The sequence below is a fragment of the Veillonella intestinalis genome, assembly GCF_943192895.1.
Classification (GTDB): Bacteria; Bacillota; Negativicutes; order Veillonellales; family Veillonellaceae; genus Veillonella_A; species Veillonella_A intestinalis.
The window spans coordinates 152,184-171,211 of record NZ_CALPCB010000002.1; the positions used below are offsets into that span (position 1 = coordinate 152,184).

Annotated in this window: 16 protein-coding genes, 5 tRNA genes, 1 pseudogene and 1 other annotated feature; of the genes and pseudogenes, 21 read left to right on the forward strand and 1 reads right to left on the reverse strand. The window is 38.0% G+C overall.

Annotation, left to right across the window (positions count from 1 at the left end; genetic code table 11):
- Positions 1-40: 40 nt before the first annotated feature.
- The 14 genes from trkA to NFR27_RS02135 all read left to right on the forward strand — a co-directional run bounded on the left by trkA (position 41) and on the right by NFR27_RS02135 (position 10,083).
- Positions 41-1,390 carry a Trk system potassium transporter TrkA gene (trkA, locus tag NFR27_RS02070; RefSeq protein WP_251440570.1) on the forward strand — a complete coding sequence of 450 codons (1,350 nt, stop codon included), beginning with the start codon at positions 41-43 and terminating at the stop codon, positions 1,388-1,390.
- Positions 1,391-1,402: 12 nt separating this feature from the next.
- Positions 1,403-2,911 carry a TrkH family potassium uptake protein gene (locus tag NFR27_RS02075; RefSeq protein WP_251453907.1) on the forward strand — a complete coding sequence of 503 codons (1,509 nt, stop codon included), beginning with the start codon at positions 1,403-1,405 and terminating at the stop codon, positions 2,909-2,911.
- Between the two features lie 29 nt (positions 2,912-2,940).
- Entirely contained in the window at positions 2,941-3,540 is a 600-nt protein-coding gene (locus NFR27_RS02080; protein WP_251440566.1) for an MBL fold metallo-hydrolase, read from the forward strand.
- Between the two features lie 87 nt (positions 3,541-3,627).
- Positions 3,628-3,823, forward strand: a binding site (T-box leader).
- 323 nt (positions 3,824-4,146) lie between these two features.
- On the forward strand, positions 4,147-5,286 hold the full coding sequence (locus NFR27_RS02085; protein ID WP_371875162.1) for an ABC transporter substrate-binding protein: 1,140 nt from the start codon (positions 4,147-4,149) through the stop codon (positions 5,284-5,286).
- A gap of 107 nt (positions 5,287-5,393) precedes the next feature.
- A complete protein-coding gene (locus NFR27_RS02090) occupies positions 5,394-6,275 on the forward strand; it encodes a branched-chain amino acid ABC transporter permease (RefSeq protein WP_251440562.1) in 882 nt (293 codons plus the stop codon).
- Positions 6,275-7,300, forward strand: a complete 1,026-nt coding sequence (locus NFR27_RS02095) for a branched-chain amino acid ABC transporter permease (RefSeq protein ID WP_251440560.1) — start codon at positions 6,275-6,277, stop codon at positions 7,298-7,300. The genes NFR27_RS02090 and NFR27_RS02095 overlap by 1 nt, the downstream gene beginning before the upstream one ends.
- Positions 7,301-7,310: 10 nt before the next feature.
- Positions 7,311-8,069: an ABC transporter ATP-binding protein gene (locus NFR27_RS02100; protein ID WP_251440557.1), complete on the forward strand. Its 759-nt coding sequence runs from the start codon at positions 7,311-7,313 to the stop codon at positions 8,067-8,069.
- A 1-nt stretch (position 8,070) separates the two neighbouring features.
- Positions 8,071-8,781: an ABC transporter ATP-binding protein gene (locus NFR27_RS02105; protein WP_251440555.1), complete on the forward strand. Its 711-nt coding sequence runs from the start codon at positions 8,071-8,073 to the stop codon at positions 8,779-8,781.
- A gap of 205 nt (positions 8,782-8,986) precedes the next feature.
- A tRNA-Asp gene (locus NFR27_RS02110) sits at positions 8,987-9,062 on the forward strand.
- 5 nt (positions 9,063-9,067) lie between these two features.
- A tRNA-Phe gene (locus NFR27_RS02115) sits at positions 9,068-9,143 on the forward strand.
- 5 nt (positions 9,144-9,148) lie between these two features.
- Positions 9,149-9,223: transfer RNA gene (locus NFR27_RS02120), tRNA-Gly, on the forward strand.
- 7 nt (positions 9,224-9,230) lie between these two features.
- Positions 9,231-9,305, forward strand: a tRNA-Cys gene (locus NFR27_RS02125).
- A 16-nt stretch (positions 9,306-9,321) separates the two neighbouring features.
- Positions 9,322-9,410: transfer RNA gene (locus tag NFR27_RS02130), tRNA-Leu, on the forward strand.
- 220 nt (positions 9,411-9,630) lie between these two features.
- Positions 9,631-10,083 (forward strand): GNAT family N-acetyltransferase, encoded by a 453-nt coding sequence (locus tag NFR27_RS02135; RefSeq protein ID WP_251453910.1) that lies wholly within the window; start codon positions 9,631-9,633, stop codon positions 10,081-10,083.
- 105 nt (positions 10,084-10,188) lie between these two features.
- Here NFR27_RS02135 and NFR27_RS02140 read toward each other — a convergent pair whose 3' ends face one another.
- Entirely contained in the window at positions 10,189-12,015 is a 1,827-nt protein-coding gene (locus tag NFR27_RS02140) for a phosphoethanolamine transferase (protein WP_251440552.1), read from the reverse strand.
- 209 nt (positions 12,016-12,224) lie between these two features.
- Between NFR27_RS02140 and NFR27_RS02145 the strand changes: the two genes are divergently transcribed.
- The 7 genes and pseudogenes from NFR27_RS02145 (at position 12,225) to NFR27_RS02175 (ending at position 18,941) form a co-directional block, all read left to right on the forward strand.
- Complete coding sequence (locus NFR27_RS02145; RefSeq protein WP_251440550.1) at positions 12,225-12,962, forward strand: segregation and condensation protein A; 738 nt, start codon at positions 12,225-12,227, stop codon at positions 12,960-12,962.
- Positions 12,963-13,007: 45 nt separating this feature from the next.
- Entirely contained in the window at positions 13,008-13,559 is a 552-nt protein-coding gene (gene scpB / locus NFR27_RS02150) for an SMC-Scp complex subunit ScpB (RefSeq protein ID WP_251440548.1), read from the forward strand.
- A 10-nt stretch (positions 13,560-13,569) separates the two neighbouring features.
- Positions 13,570-14,283: pseudogene (locus NFR27_RS02155) on the forward strand (pseudouridine synthase); the annotation flags it as partial.
- A 137-nt stretch (positions 14,284-14,420) separates the two neighbouring features.
- Positions 14,421-15,671, forward strand: a complete 1,251-nt coding sequence (locus tag NFR27_RS02160; protein WP_251440545.1) for a BaiN/RdsA family NAD(P)/FAD-dependent oxidoreductase — start codon at positions 14,421-14,423, stop codon at positions 15,669-15,671.
- Positions 15,672-15,715: 44 nt separating this feature from the next.
- Positions 15,716-16,390 (forward strand): (d)CMP kinase, encoded by a 675-nt coding sequence (gene cmk, locus NFR27_RS02165; protein WP_251440543.1) that lies wholly within the window; start codon positions 15,716-15,718, stop codon positions 16,388-16,390.
- Positions 16,391-16,404: 14 nt separating this feature from the next.
- Entirely contained in the window at positions 16,405-17,022 is a 618-nt protein-coding gene (locus tag NFR27_RS02170; RefSeq protein ID WP_251440541.1) for a lysophospholipid acyltransferase family protein, read from the forward strand.
- Between the two features lie 11 nt (positions 17,023-17,033).
- Entirely contained in the window at positions 17,034-18,941 is a 1,908-nt protein-coding gene (locus NFR27_RS02175) for a bifunctional 4-hydroxy-3-methylbut-2-enyl diphosphate reductase/30S ribosomal protein S1 (RefSeq protein ID WP_251440540.1), read from the forward strand.
- The last annotated feature ends 87 nt before the right edge of the window (positions 18,942-19,028 follow it).

Here is a 19,028-nt window from a genome sequence, read left to right on the forward strand (position 1 = left end):
CTTTCTTTGCTTTTCTGTAAATGTGTATGAGGGATTAATTATGAAAATTATTGTTGTAGGCGCTGGTAAAGTAGGCTATTCAGTAGCACAGCGTCTAGTGCAAGATGAACATGATGTATATATTATTGAAAAATCAGCTGAGCGTATTCGTAATTTAGAAAATAGCTTAGATGTTAGCTTAGTGCAAGGTAATGGTAGTAGTTTGCAACTGCTTAAAGAGATTGGCATGGATGATGTGGGCATGTTAATTGCCGTAACTGATTCCGATGAAGTGAATATGTTAGCTTGTTCAGTAGCTAAAATTGGGGGCATTCCTCGTACAATTGCGCGCGTTCGAGATAATGATTATCTAAAAGAAGAAAACCGTGAATTGCAAGAACAATTAGGGGTGGATTTATTTATTAATCCAGAAATGGTATCAGCCCAAGAAATTGTTCAAGTTTTGCAGACTCCAGCAGCGCTTGATGTAGAAGATTTTGCTAGTGGTGCTGTTCGTTTGATGGAATTTAAAATGCATGAAGATGTGCAGTATGTAGGCAAGCGATTACGAGATATTCGCTTTCCAGAAGGCGTTATTATTGTAGGTATCTTGCGTAATGGTGAAATGATTATACCTCATGGGGAAAGTCGTTTATTACTTATGGATAAAGTCTTTATTCTGGGAGCCCGTGAAGCTATTTTAAAAATTGCTGAAGATTTCCATGAAGATGCCATGTTAGAACAAACGAAACGCATTGTGTTAGTGGGAGCTGGTCTTATTGGCTGTAACTTAGCTATATTACTAGAAAAAGCAGGTTATATAGTAAAAGTTATAGAAAAGGATATGGAACGGTGTGAGCATTTAGCCGCTATGGTAGATAATGCCATGATTATCAATGGTGATGGCACTAATATGGAATTGTTAGAGGCTGAAGAAATTTCTGACTGTGATGCTATTATTTGTTTAACCGACGATGACAAACTAAATCTTTTAGTGGCTTTATTAGCAAAGCATCTGGGTGTGCCTAAGACTATTGTTCGTGTAGGTCGTCCTGAATATATTGTTCTTATGGAACAAGTGGGGATTGATATTGTATTTTCACCGCGTTTACTTACTTCGGGGGAAATTTTACGTATGGTTCGTAAAGGCGAAAATGTAGTGAGTATCTCTACCTTTGAAGGTTCAAAGGCCGAAGCGGTTGAAGTCGTATTAAGCCCCGTGTCACCTATTGTAAACTGTGCGTTAAAAGATTTAAAACTGCCAGGTAAAGCCTTAGTAGGTGCTATTGTGCGTGATGGTTCTACTATCGTGCCAACAGGGAATACGGTGCTTCGAGCAGAGGATCACATAGTATTCTTTACTTTACCGAATCATGTTAATAAATTGTTGACTTATTTAAAACCAATGTAGTAGAGGTGCTATATGCGTATACAAATTGTAATGCACTTAGTGGGGCAACTAATTCTAGTTGTAGCCGCCATTCTGCTTGTGCCATTCTGCTATGGCTTGGTATTTGAAGAAATTTATGCATCTTTCTTGATAAGCTCTGTGTTGGCCGCTATTACGGGGGGACTACTTTATCGTTATGGTGAGTCCAGTTCAACTTACAGCTTGAGAGATGGCTTTCTAACTGTAAGTTCTATTTGGATATTTGTTTCTTTTTTTGCAGCCTTGCCTTTTTATTTTGGTGGGATTTTGCCTAACTTTGTTGATGCCTTATTTGAATCTGTATCAGGTATTACTGCTACAGGTGCTTCCGTAGTTTCTGATATCGACAGTTTGCCACCAAGTTACGTTCTTTGGCGCAGTTTGACACACTGGTTAGGCGGCATGGGGATTGTGGTTTTAGTCCTTGCATTTCTAAAGAATTTAGGAGCTGACTCGGCTCATTTGTTTAATGCAGAAGCCTCCGTTCCAAGACCGGGCGTTGTATTACCGCGAATTCGTTCTATGGCTTTTAAGTTATGGACTATTTATCTATTATTTACCGCTGTTTGCTTTATATCGCTTTGTTTGGCTGGTATGAGTTATTTTGATGCTGTAAATATGACTTTTACTACTATTGCTACCGGTGGATATACTCCGAATACAGGGGTGGCAGAGATTTATGCTGAAAATGGAATTATCAGAGGTTTATTGATGTTTTTTATGATTTTAGCAGGTGGTAATTTTACGGTATATTATGCTGTTTTTCAACGGGGATTGAAAGCAGTATGGCAAGATTTTGAGTATCGTATGTATTTACTTATTTTAGGAATTGGTATTTTTATTGTCACCTTAGCTTTATTTTTCGCTGGTGGTCAAAGTATTAATGACGCGATTAATAATGCTTCCTTTATGCTTGTATCTATGCAGACAGGTTCTGGCTTGGCTTTAGGTAATTATGATATTTGGCCACCATTAGCACAAATGATGTTATTTACAGCGACCTTTTTTGGTGGTTGTAGTGGATCTACAACGGGTGGTATTAAAATTATTCGAATTATTATTTTAATAAAAAGTGTGATTATCTATTTACGTAAAGCGATTCATCCAGATATTGTGCAATCCATTACCATTAATGGCAAGCGGATGCCACAAAAATGGGTGCAAATGACTCAGGAGTTCTTTTTCTTATATATGACAGTATTTGCTATTTCCGCCTTAGGTATTTCGGCTACAGGACTTAGTTTTGGTGAGTCTTTACAATGTGTAGCGGGCATTTTAGGCAATGTAGGGCTTGCTTTTGGTGCATTAGGACCAGAAGGCTCCTTTACTATATTGCATCCTATAGCTAAAGTCATTTGTATTGTAGATATGTTATTAGGTCGTTTGGAGTTATTTACTTTATTAGTATTATTGCATCCTGATTTTTGGCAGGGATATTTCTTAAAACGTCGTAAACGTAGTTATAAAGTATGGCAACCTACAGGGACTCATCGCCGTTTATAATTTTTACTATCATAGAAAGGAGCTTCTTGATGACACAAATAGTAAAACAACCATTAGGTCTGTATAAGGCGAATTGTTATGTGTTAAAAGAGGCGGGGCAGGCTATAGTTATTGATCCAGGGTTTCATGCACCCAAAGTATTGGACATGGTTGGTAATGATGAGTTATTGGCTATTGTACTAACTCATGGCCATTGTGATCATATATGTGCTGTTGATGGGGTACGACAAGTAAAGCCAGTACCAGTATATATGCATCCAGGAGATGACGAATTATTGCACACAAAGCGTCGCATGCCATCGGCGTATAAGGGATTATGTCAATCGCCTTATATACCACTTTCAGAAGGGAAATTAGAAATAGGACCATTTGAACTATCTATTTTTGAAACGCCAGGTCATAGTAAGGGCAGTGTAGTTATTCAATGGGAGAATCATATTTTTACAGGCGACACACTATTTAAAAATTCTGTAGGTGCTACGAATAACTATAATGGGGATGCTCAGGTGTTAGCTAAGTCTTTGCAACGAATTATGGGTTGGGATCCAAAGTTGATTATTCATCCCGGTCATGCAGAGGATACAACCTTAGAAATAGAGCTAATTCATAATCCCTACTTAAAAGCATAGGTTATATGTGTTTTTGATATAAAGAAAAATGTATAATACCTGTTGACAAAAATGTCTATATGAGGCATAATAACGTTCATAACATAGATACAAACGATGACCGAGATAAAGATATGCGTCACTGATACAGAGAATTGGCGGTTGGTGTGAGCCAATACACACGGATATGAAATACTCACTCGAGAGTTTCTTTTGCGACAGGTAGTAAAAGACGTCTAGCCCACGTTATGGGTGATAACCAAAGTATAATGTAGGGTGGTACCGCGTATTTAACGCCCCTATTCACAATTGTGAATGGGGGCGATTTTTTTCTCTATGAGTACAAGTTACATAAACCAACTTCAATAGTTATATTTTTGGTTACTAAAGTATAATGTAGGGTGGTACCGCGTTTTCACGCCCCTATTTGCAACTAGCAAGTAGGAGCGTTTTTTAGTAAAAGTTTTAATAGAATGGGGCTATATTTTTTTACTAAATATTGTCTTTCTACATTGTATATCTGTGTTGTGTTATGAGTTGTTAATTTATAATGTTATAGTTTTGCGAGAGAGGACGAGATGTATGAAAATGATGGGTATGAAACAAATGGGGCGGATGAGTAAGCGTATGATGCGCAATATGATTGGTCTTTCTTTAGTGACAGCCTTAGCAATTGGGGTAGCTGGCTGTGGTAGCTCTAGCGGAGGTTCTGGTAGTAGTGATGAAGCAAAAGTAGCTTTGCTGACGGTTACTTCTGGTGGGGCTGCTGCTTATGGTGAATCTGTAAAAAATGGGGCAGAGTTAGCCGTTGAAGAAATTAATAAAGATGCTAATAGCATTAAAATTAAACTTCAAGTGGAAGATACAAAAGGTGATAAGAATGAAGCAATTAATGCTATGAACAAAGTAATTCATAAGGATAATGTAGTGGCCGTTGTTGGTCCTATGCTATCTGGTGACATGTTTGCGGCAGGACCTATTGCCAATAAAAATAAAACCGTAGTATTTACTACAACTTCTACAGCCGAAGGGATTACAGAAATTGGCGATTATGCATTTAGAAATGCTGTGCCTGAATCAATTGCTGTAGCAGAAGCAATTAAACAGTCTCATGAAAAACTTGGTTTTAAAACAGCTGCTATTATGTATTCTAATAATAATGACCAAATGGTATCTGTTAATAAGACAGCAGAAGCGACTTTACAATCCTTAGGGGTACAAGTTGTCGATTCTGAAACATTTGCAGATAAAGATACAGATTTTTCAGCTCAATTAACTAAAATTCAGCGAGCTAATCCAGATATTGTCATCGTAGCTTCTTTGTACCAAGAAGGGATTTTAATTGTTAAAAAAATGCGCGAAATGGGTATGACTCAAAAAGTTATTGGTTCTAATGGCTTCAATACACCGGTATTTATTAAAGGTGCTGGCGCTGCTGCGGATGGGGCTATTGTAGGTACACCTTGGTTCCCTAATAAAGATGATCAAAAAGTTCGTGACTTTAGAGCCGCTTATAAAGCTAAATATGGTACGGAACCAGATCAATTTGCAGCCCAAGCTTATGATGGTATGTACATGGTAGAAAAAGCATTAAAAGATTCTGGTAGCACTACGGATCGTGAAAAGTTTAGAAATGCATTAGCCAATCTTAAAGATTTCATTGGTGTAACTGGTAAATTTGTATTTGATGAAAAACGCAATCCAAAAATGGAAGTGCAAGTATTGGAAGTTGTAAATGGTCAATATGATGCCCTTAAAGGTAAGTAGAATTTTTAAAATTTAAATCTTGTAGGTGCGGTGAACGATTCTAGTTCACCGCTACCTATTCTACCTATTATAGATGTATAGGAATTGAGAAAAAGGAGCGAAAGAGAGTGCTTATACAACAATTAATCAATGGCTTGACCCTCGGCAGCTCATATGCGGTTATAGCGTTGGGTTTAACCCTAGTTTTTGGGGTTTTAAATATTATTAATATGGCTCATGGTGGCATTTTTATGCTCGGAGCTTTTATTGGACTTTTACTGGTAACTGAATTTCATGTTAATATTTTTGTCGCTATTCTTGGTGCTATGCTTGGCGGTGCTGTTTTAGGGTATATACTCGAAGTATGTGCTTTACGACCTTTACGACGCAAAAAAGTATCTCATTTGGCACCTCTTATTAGCACTATAGGGGTGTCTATTTTTTTAGAAAGTATGGCCTTACTAATCTGGGGTCCACAGACACGTTCTTTCCCTACAGAATTTACTGGTAGTGTTATTGATTTTCAATTATTTAAAATTTCTACGGTTCAAATCATTAGTTTAGGAACGGCGATTTTATTGATGGTGGCCTTAAATATTTGGTTAAAACGCACTAAAATTGGTAAAGCAATTCGTGCCACGTCTTTAAGCACGGAAACAGCTTCTTTATTAGGTGTAAATACTAATTTTATTATTTCCTTAACGGTTATGGTAGCCTCTGCGTTAGGCGCTGCCGCAGGGGTATTAGTAGGTCTTACCTTTGATGCGATTGAACCTATGATGGGTGTCGTTATTGGCTTTAAAGGTCTAGCTGTACTGATTTTAGGTGGCTTAGGAAATATACCAGGGGCTATGGCAGGGGGCTTTATTTTAGGCCTTGCTGAAGTATTAACAGTTGCTTATGGTGATTCATCGTATCGAGATGCAGTCGCATTTGGTCTTATTATTGTATTATTATTCTGGCGTCCACAAGGGCTTTTTGGCGCTAAAGATAAAGGGGGTCGACCATAATGGATATTTTTAATCCCTATTATCTACAAATTTTTATGTTTATGATTATAAATGCTATTATGGGCATTTCAATTTATATTACATTGGCTACCGGACAGCTTAGTCTTGGCGCAGCAGGTTTTATGAGTGTAGGAGCTTATGTAGCGGCATTGTTAACATTAAAGCTATCTTTACCGATTAGTTTGGCTATTTTAATTGGAGGCCTATGTGCCATGTTAGTAGCCTTCGTTATTGGCTTACCAACTACACGTTTACAGGGTTTATATTTAGCGATTGCCACATTAGGGTTTGGTGAAGTAGTACGCGTTATTTTCCTTAATTTAGAAATTACTAATGGTGCTTTGGGCTTATCAGGTATTCCATCAATTGCACAAGAAATAACTGTCTTTTTTTATGAAATAGGACTTGATGGTATAGGCGATTTAGATGCACAAACATTAGGCAATATTGGTTTAGTCATTATATTGCTTGTTTTACTCGCTTTATTAATTTTCTTCTGTGTACGCATTAATAACAGCCGAATTGGTCGTGCATTTGCCGCCATTAAGGCGGATGCTCATGCAGCCGAATTGATGGGGATTAATGTAGTGTATTATAAAATGGCAGCCTTTATGATTGGCGCATTTATCGCTGGTATTGGTGGCGGTTTGTACGCGCATATTACATTCTTTATTAATCCTACTGATTTTAGCTATCACAAAGTAGTACAAATACTATTATATCCAGTCTTTGGCGGTTCAAATGTAGTGTGGGGTTCATTATTAGGTTCTTTTGTCTTAACCTTATTACCTGAAGTATTACGCTTTATGGCTGATTACCGAGATGTAATTTATGGTATTTTGTTAGTCGTGCTTATGGCTGTTCGCCCCGATGGTTTGATTACCGAACAAGTGGTTGATCGTATCGGTAGAAAATTTGGTTGGATTAAAGATTATCAACCAACTGGTGAGCAGCAGGTTTTAACAGAACGTTTTCAACGTATGAGGGCTGAACATTTAGAGCAGCCTAAAGAACATAAACGATAGGAGGATAGCCATGTTATTAGAACTAAATGACGTAAGTAAACGCTTTGGCGGTATTGCTGCTTTGACAGGCATATCCTTTGGTGTTGAACAAGGTGAAGTATATGGTGTAATTGGTCCTAATGGAGCCGGTAAAACAACCTTATTTAATTTAATTACTGGTGTATTTCCTGTATCAGACGGTGAAATTGTATTTGATGGTTTATCCATTGTTGGTATTAAGCCTCATCGTACGGTAGAAATGGGGATTGCGCGCACCTTTCAAAACATTCGGCTTTTTGGCAATATGACAGCTTTGGACACCGTATTTACTGGTATGCATTGTCGAACGGGTTCTGGCTTTTTAAGTAGTTTTTTACGAACTAAACGGCAGCGCATTGAAGAAGAACGCTGTCGTGGAATTGCCTATGAATTTCTTGAATTTGTAGGTTTAGCTGAAGATGCTAATACAGTGGCTACTTCTTTGCCCTATGGCAAACAGCGAAGACTTGAAATAGCGAGGGCTTTAGCAACACATCCGCAATTAATTTTGTTGGATGAACCTGCAGCGGGTATGAATGATAGTGAAACGGAATTATTGCGTCAATTGATTGGTAAAATTCGCGATTTAGGAATTACTGTTATTGTTATTGAACATGATATGTCATTAATGATGAATATTTGTGATCGATTAGTGGTGTTTAATTTTGGTAAAAAAATTGCAGAAGGAACGCCAGCTGAAATTCAAGCCAATCCATTAGTTATTGAAGCGTATTTAGGGAAGGAGGCATAAGATGCTAAAGTTAGAAGGTGTTGTAGCTGGTTATGGCAATATAACCGCTATAAAGAATATTAGCTTTGAAGTGCCTGAAGGTTCTATTGTTTCACTTATTGGTGCTAATGGGGCTGGTAAATCTACAACGATGCGTACCATTATGGGGTTATTAAATCCTTCTGAAGGGGCTATTACCTTTGATGGCGTGAATATCTGTTATAAGAAGACTCACGATATAGTAAAACAAGGGATTTCTTTAGTTCCAGAAGGCCGTCAAATATTGCAAGATATGTCTGTGTATGAAAACTTAGAAATGGGGGCTTATACACGCAAAGATAAGGAAATAGAGCAAGATATTAAAGCTGTGTTTCAAAGATTTCCTATTTTAGATGAACGCAGTTATCAGCTTGGTGGCACTTTGTCGGGCGGACAGCAGCAAATGCTGGCGATTGGTCGAGCCCTAATGGCACGGCCTAAGTTATTGCTATTGGATGAACCATCTATGGGACTCGCACCTTTAGTAGTTAATGATATTTTTAAAACCATAAAAGAGATTAATGAGGCTGGTACTACTGTGTTGTTGGTAGAACAGAATGCACGGCAAGCTTTAAAAATTTCTGACTATGCTTATGTATTAGAAACAGGTAAAATTGTGCTTCATGGTACTGCCCAAGAGATTGCTAATAATCCAAGAGTAATGGATGCTTATTTGGGCGGAAAATCTGAATAAGAGGGAATAGAATGTGGATGACTAGTGCAAATTAAAGATTTGAAATAAAATTTTAAATTTGCACTAGACAAAGTGGTTAGAAAAATGGTAGAATTATTTTCGTTGTTAAGGCTTATGTAAGTAGGAAAAAGAAGCTTAAAAATCTTTTAAAAAAGTTGCTTGACATTTACTGCTGAAACCCCTATAATAACAAAGTAACGTAAACGGCCCCGTGGTGTAGCGGTTAACATGTCGCCCTGTCACGGCGAAGATCGTCAGTTCAAATCTGATCGGGGTCGCCACGTTTGCCCCGGTAGCTCAGTCGGTAGAGCAAAGGACTGAAAATCCTTGTGTCGACAGTTCGATTCTGTCCTGGGGCACCATGTGTGCGGAAATAGCTCAGTGGTAGAGCACCGCCTTGCCAAGGCGGGGGTCGCGAGTTCGAATCTCGTTTTCCGCTCCACTTTTTTGGCGGCATAGCCAAGCGGTAAGGCAGAGGTCTGCAAAACCTTTATTCCCCAGTTCGATTCTGGGTGCCGCCTCCATATATATTCCACCCATGCCGGGGTGGCGGAACAGGCAGACGCAACGGACTTAAAATCCGTCGGTTGGAGACAACCGTACCGGTTCGATTCCGGTCCTCGGCACCATTTAGACTGAACATTCGTGTTCAGTCTATTTTTATTTTAAGAAGTTTTAATTCAAAAGAAGGAGTTTTAATCCTCCATAGCGAACTATATAAATGAAGAATTAATCATAGCCATAAAATGATTATTTTAGCAGCTAAGTCTTTAGCTGTTAGTTTTAAAAGGTAATTGCTAGGAATGGATTGCTTAGTAGCTGTAAGGCCTAGCTAAAGGAGGATTTTGTATGAACTTTGAACTTCGGGATGGTCACAAGTATATTGATGAAGTAAAAAAATTATTTGTCGATTATGTTCGGTCCCTTGGTGTAGCGGCCGATATAAAGGAATTTGAAGGATTAGAAGATAAGTACAAAGGGGAACGCGAAGCTTTATATATTGCCTTTGTAGACAATGTACCAGCTGGTTGTGTAGCATTACGTCATGTGAACTATGAAACAGCTGAAATGAAACGCTTGTATGTACGTCCAGAATTTCGTCGTACGGGCCTTGGTATGAATATTGCTCATATTATTGTAGAAGAAGCTAAAGAAAAAGGCTACAAGACTTTATTATTGGATAGTTTGCCTAGCATAGAAAGCGCTAAGGAATTATATAAAGCATTAGGTTTTAAGAGTACTGATAGAAACGTGAAAAAGCCTGTACGTACGGTTGTTCATTTATCCTTGCCATTGGCATAAAATTTTCAATCTGAAGTCTTGGTATATTCATTACTAGTGAGGGTTGTCTATAATTTGAAATAAAAAAGCGAAGTAGGCTGTTATAGCTTACTTCGCTTTTGTGGTTTATGGATCTACTGCTTCTGGATCATTCGTCAAAGGCTCTTGTCCCAATAAGGTTGTCAAATTATACTTGTCAAAGCGATAATTTGGATTGGAGAAGTCACGACTTCGATCATATCGATTGGAAGGCGCTTGTAGAATGCCTGATATAAAATCATAGAGTAAATCATTAGTAAAATATTTGTGTTCATGATCTCGTAGAATTGAAGTAGTTTCAGGGAAGGCCGCTTCATATTCTGGGGATACATATACCCAGAGCGGGATACGTGTCATATCAAAATCAAAAATATCTGGATTGTGAGAATGATGTAAACTTTCACCATGGTCGGAGAAATAAATCATAGCTTGTAAATTTAATTTGTTTTTACCATAGGTATAGATTTGCTGTAAGAGCCAATCTGTGTATAGTTGACTATTGGCATAGGCTTCTTTGCCACGAGGTACTTCGCCAACTTTCCATTTACTGAATTCATGCGGATAGCGATCATTATAATAAATGTGACTGCCCATAATATGAATTACAATAAAGTTATTTTTATAAGGCTCTATTTGATCAAGTAATGGTAATAATACGCCATCATATTTGTCAGAGAACATATATGCTTCATGGGCCCAGAGAGGGCGATCAGCTGTTTTAGCAATCAGTGAAATAGCCGTATCATATTCGCCATATACGCCTTGATTACTAAACCAACTTGTAAAGTAACCAGCTTTTTTAGCTACATCCAAAATGCTGGCTGATTCTAAAAATGGCTTATCGTCATATTGATTACGTTCTGTAAGTGCTCTTTCTAATGTAGGCACTGTTTGCACATATGAAGAATAGGCATTGCGGAAAAAGATAAAGTTAGGATTATTGGCAGCCATTTCACTTTGCCATGGGGTATCTTCATATTCGAAATTAGGATTGTATACTTTCATATAATTTTTTGAAGAAGATTCACCGATGACTAAGATTACGGTACCTGGTACTTTTTGCGCTGCTGTATCTGTATTTGTTAATTGTAACTCATTATATATGGCCTGATGTTTATCACTATATTGTTGTAATTCTTTCATATATGTGGCTACATCACACCAGTTTTTTACTATATCAGTTTGATAAAAGCCAAAGGGCAGATAGATAGCACAACTTAAACAAATAATACTTAAACCACCAAGGCGGAATTTACTCATCGCTTGACGGCGGGCAAGTTTACTCATGCCCTCATTTGACCAGTAGTAGAATAAAAATAGAAGAATGGCTCCTAAGGTCATAGCCATGAGGCCCCAGATTCCTCCAGCACTTTTTAAGAAACCAAATGCTTCTTCTGGATTCGTTTGATATAATGCCATAAGGGTTGCTGGCGTTAAACAATGCCAAGTCTTTATGTAGTAGCCAATCTGAATTATAGGTATTATAGAAAGGCTCCATTGTATTAGCGCTATAATAAGGCTTACCCTACGTCGATAGGGTAAGTGATAGGCTATAAAGTAATGGATTAAGCTAAGTCCCATAAAGAGCAAGGCGCCAAATAAGAAATCTGAAAAGAATTCATAAAAGTAAAATGGTTTTGTATACGACCAGTGATATAGTAGTGGATATGTAAGGGCCCAGCTAAAGCCCAATAGACCATGGCCTAAAAATACACGATGCCACAAGGTACTACGAATTAATTGCTGAAATAAAGCTAGACCTAAGATGGAAGGGATAGCCAGTAAAGTTATATCTTCCCAATCAAAACCCAAGGTAATAGGTTCGTAAATATAGTAAAAGACGGCAAAGATGAGGATACACCACAAGGCTGCCTGTAAGATGGCGTTGCGCCACCAAAAAGTAAGTGGTTTCATAGTCAAGTCCTTTGTAATATAATATCATCAATACGATAGCAGAATTAGGGCAAAATTACAAGGAGATAATAGGATTTTACCTATACTTTAGGTTGTTAAATAGTAAATTTCTATGATACAATGAGAAAAAGGTTATCGAGACTTCGTGATAGCAATAAGAGGGGCCTATAACCCCTCTTATTTGTTTGACTATAAGGTGAGGAGACAGGATGAAATCCTACGAATATAAGTTGGCTGTATTTGAAGGGCCTTTGGATTTATTACTCCATTTAATTGAAAAGCATAAAATAGATATATATGATATTCCTATTGTAGAAATTACTTCACAATACATGGCACAACTTGAATTATGGCAAACTTTTGATATTCAATATAGTAGTGAGTTCTTAGTCATGGCAGCGACTTTATTACAGATTAAATCTCGCATGCTATTGCCACGAACAGCCCCTTTAAATCCAGAGGAAACGGAAGATCCTCGTGATGAATTGGTGGCTAATTTATTAGAGTATAAACAAATTAAAGAGTTGACCGATGCATTGACTGCAAAGACAGAAATAAGTAGTCAAAGTTTTAGTCGTCCTGATGCGTTAAGTCAATGGGGACAAGAATCTGTATTTCGTTTTGATATTGCTCAATTATATACAATCTTTAAATCTTGCTATGAACGGGCACAAGAAGTAGTACCTGAACCGCCTAAGGTTAAAGTGGAAAAAGAAGCGTATAGTTTAGAGGAGATGATTGATTCCCTATTGTTACGAGCTAAACAAACACGTCGTTTTAGTTTTGTCGCATTGTTGGAAGAAACTACAGTAAGAGCTGCGAAAGTAACTATGTTTATTGCTGTACTCGAATTGCTGAAACGACAGATTTTTAGCATTAGTGCTCCTAATGAGGGAAATAATGATGGTTCTTTGCAAGATGTAACACTAATTAGTGAAGTTATTTAAGCCTTTGAATCAGTTTATGTATAAAGAAAGGTATGAAAATAGAGTATGACAGATGTGAATCAGCCTACGGAAGCGATGTTATTGGCCCATGTAGAGGCCGTTTTATTTTCAGCGGCCAAACCAGTACCACTCGCTCTTTTAAGTGAATTATTTAATCTCTCTGAAGATGAATTAGATCACTTATTACAACTCTATAATGAGCAATTAGTAAAGAATCAACGCGGGCTGCGACTTAAGATTAGCGGTGTAGGTGCTGAATTGGTAAGTGCACCTGAAAGTAGCGCTTATGTGAGTCAAATTCGACAGCGCGAAGATCGTTTGTCTCCAGCCGCAATGGAGACTTTAGCAGTGATTGCATTTAAGCAGCCTGTGACAAAGAGTGAAATAGAAGAAATACGTGGTGTAAATTGTGAAAAAGTGTTAAAACAGCTAGTCACGCGGGATTTAGTCATGGAATTAGGACGGAAGGAAAGTATAGGACGTCCTGTTATATATGGCACTACGGATACTTTCTTACGTAGTGTAGGGATTGAGTCTGTAGAGACATTGAAGCAAGAAGTAATTGAAGATATAGCAATTGAGCATAAGGAGGCGTAAAGATATACTGATGGAAACAGAACGTTTGCAAAAATATATTAGCCGTTGTGGATATGTATCCCGACGTAAAGCAGAAGAACTAATTGTAGCGGGCAAAGTGCAAGTTAATGGGCGCTTAGTTACAGAATTGGGTGTTAAAATTAATCCTGCCATTGATAGAGTAAAGATTGAAGGGCAGCGGATTGAACCTGAAGCATTGGAATACTATATTTTTAATAAACCAAAGGGAAGTATCACTTCAGTAGGTGACCCTCAAGGCCGAGCGACAGTTATGGATTATTTAAAAGATATAAAAACTCGAATTTATCCTGTAGGTCGACTTGATTATAATACAGAAGGCTTATTGCTTTTTACTAATGATGGGGCCCTAGCACAGGCTTTAATGCATCCTTCTCGAGGTATTACAAAGACTTATGAAGTTAAACTAAAAGGTCGAGTTCTGGATGAACATCTTGAGGCTTTGAGTAAAGGGATTACATTGGAAGATGGTATAACTTCGCCGGCAGATTTAGTTGATTATGGATTTGATGGCAAAACTAATACTACGACGGTAGAAATTACTATTCATGAAGGTCGTAATCGTCAAGTGCGTCGAATGTTTGAACATTTTAAATACAGTGTGTACAATTTAAAACGCATAGCTTATGGTGGTTTAACTCTATCTGGTTTAAAACGTGGTGCTTATCGCAAATTACAAGGCGAAGAAGTAAGACAACTAAAAGCTTTTTGCAAATTACCGTTTGGCAAGACTAGTAATAATGATGCAAATGGTAAACGTGTATTAACTAAAGACAATAAAAAGCAATTTGGTCGTAGTGGCGCTAATCGTGGCAGTCAACGCCATAGTAGAGGAGGCCGTTAATGAAACATATCCTTGTGATAGGTGCTGGCGCAGCAGGACTCATGGCGGCAACTATTGCAGCCCGTGAAGGAGCCAAAGTTACGCTTATTGAGAAGATGAATATGGTAGGCAAAAAAATGGGTATTACTGGCAAAGGGCGTTGTAATATTACTAATGATGCACCTATTGCTGATTTTATTGGTAAAACGCCTGGTAATGGCAAGTTTTTAATGAGTGCCTATCAACAATTTGATAATCGTGATTTATTGGATTTATTACATAGCTGGAAACTAGCAACTAAAGTAGAACGAGGTGGCCGAGTGTTTCCAGAGTCTGACTCAGCCTTAGAAGTACGCAATATGTTTATGCGTGTTTTTAAAGGGTATGGCGGTATACTTCATTTGAACGAAGCAGTAAAAAAAATAATCGTAGAAGCTGGTGAAGTAAAAGGTGTTGTAACCGATAAGGAGACTTATTATGGTGATGCTGTTATTTTAGCTACTGGTGGTTTATCCTATCCTTTGACAGGTTCTACTGGTGATGGTTATAAAATGGCAGAAGCGGTAGGTCATACGATTACAGATTTGCGACCATCTTTAGTGCCTCTAGAAACCAAAGAGCTATGGGTAAAGGATTTAATGGGTTTAAGTTTACGTAATGTTGAACTTTCTGTAGTAGCTAAAGACAAGGTGCAGAGTAAGCAATTTGGCGAAATGATGTTTACTCATTTCGGTATTACAGGCCCTATTGTGTTATCGTTGAGTCATACCGTAGGGAAGCTATTAAAGAAAAAGAATATAGGCACGATTTTGTTAGAGATTAATTTAAAACCAGCTTTGACAGTAGAACAATTAGATCAGCGTATACAACGTGATTTTGTAACCTATTCCAAGAAGCAATTAGCTAATGGTTTGAAAGATTTATTACCACAGCGGTTAATACCTGTCATAATAGAATTGGCGGAACTAGAATCAGATAAATTTATCAATCAAATCAGTCGGGAAGAACGGTTACGCTTAGTTCATGTTTTACAACATATGCCATTAACATTTAAACAAATGCGTCCGATTGCGGAAGCTATAGTAACGGCTGGTGGTATTTCCGTTAAAGAGTTTGTGCCTAAGACAATGGAGTCAAAGAAAATAAAAGGCTTATATGCAGCTGGCGAGGTATTAGATATTGATGCTTTTACAGGAGGCTATAATTTACAAGCCGCTTTTGCTACTGCGTATGTGGCGGCTCAACATGCTGTGTATAGTGATGAAATATAGTATTTTTAAGTCCATGCTTACTGCATGGCAAGGAGTTTTGCATTATGAGTAATAAGCGGATTGCTGTAGCTGTTGATGGACCTGCTGGGGCAGGCAAAAGTAGTATCTCTAAAGTAGTAGCAAAAAAATTAGGCTATTTATATATTGATACAGGTGCTATGTATCGCGCAGTTACTTGGGCAGTTTTACAGCAGGGAATTGATCCAACTGATGAAAGTGCTGTAACAACTTTGTTAGATAATTTAACTTTGCGTTTGGAACCAACTGTTGAGGCTTTTAAAGTATTTGTTAATGGCGAAGATGTGACTGATGCTATTCGCAGTCAAATGGTCAATAACTCTGTATCTCAAATTGCATCCATTAAAACGGTACGCCAATTTTTAGTGGCTCAGCAACGTGCTATGGCTGCTGGTGGTGGCGTTATTTTAGATGGTCGTGATATTGGTTCGGTTGTGTTGCCTCAGGCGGAATTAAAAATTTATTTGACAGCCTCAGTAGATGCGCGGGCTAAGCGTCGTTGGCTAGAAACTAAAGAGAAAGAATCTATTTCCTTAGAAACTATTAAAGCTAGTGTAATGGCGCGTGATGAGATGGATACCAATCGTAAAGAGTCTCCATTAGTTTGTGTACCAGAAGCGATTGTGGTGAATTCAGATAATTTAACTTTTGATGAAACTGTAGACCGTATGGTACAATTAATAACAGCAGCTGAACAGTAAAGGAGTATTGCTTTATGGATAAATTTTCAGAATGTTTATGGCGTTCTGCCTTTCAAATTGTATATGGTTGGATATACAAAACAGATGTAGTAGGGCGTGAGAATTTTCCTAAGGAAGGCCCTGTAATAGTAGCGCCAAATCATAAAAGCAATAATGATCCTTGTATTGTGGGGCATGCCTTGCCTAGACATGTAAGTTTCATGGCTAAGGAAGAATTATTTAAAAATCCTATATCCAATTTTCTTTGCCGCTGGTTAGGCGCTTTTCCGCTTAAACGGGGTGGTGTAGATAAAATCGCAATTCGACATGCTATGAATTTGCTAAAAGAAAATTTGGTATTAGGTATTTTTCCAGAAGGTACACGGCAAAAAAAAGATAAAATGTTAGGCCGTTTTCATGATGGTGTTGCTTCTATGGCTCTTCGCACGGGTGTACCAGTAGTGCCAGTAGCAATTATGGGCTCCTATGCAATACAACGGGGACAAGTAGCGGCTATAATTGGTAAGCCTATTCCTGTAGAAAAAGCAAAGCCCACAGCAGAAGCTATTGCTGCTTTAAATGAAGAAATTAAATCAGCCTTAGAAAGCCTAATGGAAGAGTATAGAGCTAGTCATCCTGACTTTAAACGATAAAGGAGACAAACGTGGAAATACGTATTGCAGAAAATTGTGGCTTTTGTTATGGTGTAAAGCGTGCTGTAAGCATGGCACAAGATACCTCAAACCATTTAGACCGTAGTTATACATTAGGTCCTATTATTCATAACCCTCAGGTAGTTGCCAATTTAGAAAATCATGGTGTATATGCTGTGGATTCCTTGGAAGAAATTCCTAAAGGCACTGTCATTATTCGTTCTCATGGGGTAGGGCCTGCTATTTATGATGAAGCTACTAATAAAGGCCTTCATGTAGTAGATGCTACTTGTCCGCATGTAAAAAAAGCGCAACAAGATGCTAAATCGGTAATTGACTCTGAAATGTCACTTGTTATTTTGGGCGAAAAAAAGCATCCTGAAGTAATTAGTATCAATTTATGGGCGCAAAACAAAGGCATAGTCATAGAATCGGAAGAAGAAGCTGAAATTCTGCCTTTCGTGGAAAATAGGGGTGTAGTTGTACAAACTACCTTTTCACAATTTAAATTTCAAAGTATAATAGATATATTAGAGAAAAAAACTCAAAATCTAAAGGTTTTCAAAACGATTTGCACAGCTACTCAAGAACGTCAAAATTCGGCAGTAGACTTGGCAAAAACGGTGGACCTTATGATTGTGGTAGGTGGTAAAAACAGCGGTAATACGAACAGATTAGCAGAGGTCTGTCGTGACGTTGGATGTACTACTTATCATATAGAGACCGCTGCTGAATTAGAACTGGCTTGGTTTAACGAAGTCAACACGGTAGGGGTTACAGCCGGTGCATCGACACCCGACTGGATAATTAAGGAGGTCATTGACACAATGAATGAATTTGAAGAATTGTTAGCCAAAGAAGCTGACTGGGCAGAAGACTTTAAGAAAGGCACTGTAGTAGAAGGTACTGTAGTAGAAGTTGACGACGACAAAGCGTACGTTTCCTTCGGTTATAAAACAGAAGCAACTTTGAACCGTACTGAAATCGCTTATCCAGCACCTGCCTCTGCAAAAGACGTGCTAAAAAATGGCGATCACATCAAAGCCGTAATCATGAACCACATCAAGGAAGATAATCCTATCTACTTGTCCATCACTCGTTTGGCTAAAGACGAAGATTGGCAGTATGTACAAGAAGCTCAGGAAAAAGACGAACCTATCATCTGTAAAGGTGTGGACGCAATTCCAGCTGGTCTTGTAGTAACTGTAAAATCCCTTCGTGGTTTTATTCCACTTTCCCAAGGGGATGTACACTTCGTTAAATCTCTTGATAGCTTAGTAGGTACTGAATTTGAAGCTAAGGTATTAGAAATCGACGAAAAGAAAAACCGTTTGGTTCTTTCCCGTCGTGCAGTATTAGAAGTAGCTCGTCAGGCTAAATTAGAAGAAGCCTTGAAAAATATTAATGTTGGCGACAACTATAAAGGTATTGTACGTAAAATTATGCCTTATGGTGCGTTCGTTGATATCGGTGGTATTGAAGGTTTGCTTCACATCTCCGATATTTCTTGGCACAAAATTAAACGCGTAGAAGACGTGTTATCCGTTGGTCAAGAAATTGAAGTTAAATTGCAATCCTTTGATGAAGAAAGCAACAAACTTTCCTTATCCTTAAAAGCATTAACTAAGAGCCCTTGGGATGTAGCTGAAGAAACTATCAACGTGGGTGATGTATTAACTGGTAAAGTTGTTCGTTTAGTAGCTTACGGTGCATTCGTAGCTGTTAACGACGACATCCAAGGTTTACTTCACATTTCTCAAATTACTAAACAACGTAATGCTAAAGTAGAAGACTACTTAACTCGTGGTCGTGAAGTAGAAGTTAAAGTTATTTCTCTTAACAAAGATGAAAAGAAATTGGGTTTAGCTTTAACTGAATTAATGGAACCAGTAGAATCTGCTGATTCTGACGCTGAATAATTTTAGCAATTAGCACATAGTGCTTTTATAAAGGAGCTGTAGGTGGAATTTCCACTTTACAGCTCCTTTTGTCTATTTTATGATGAA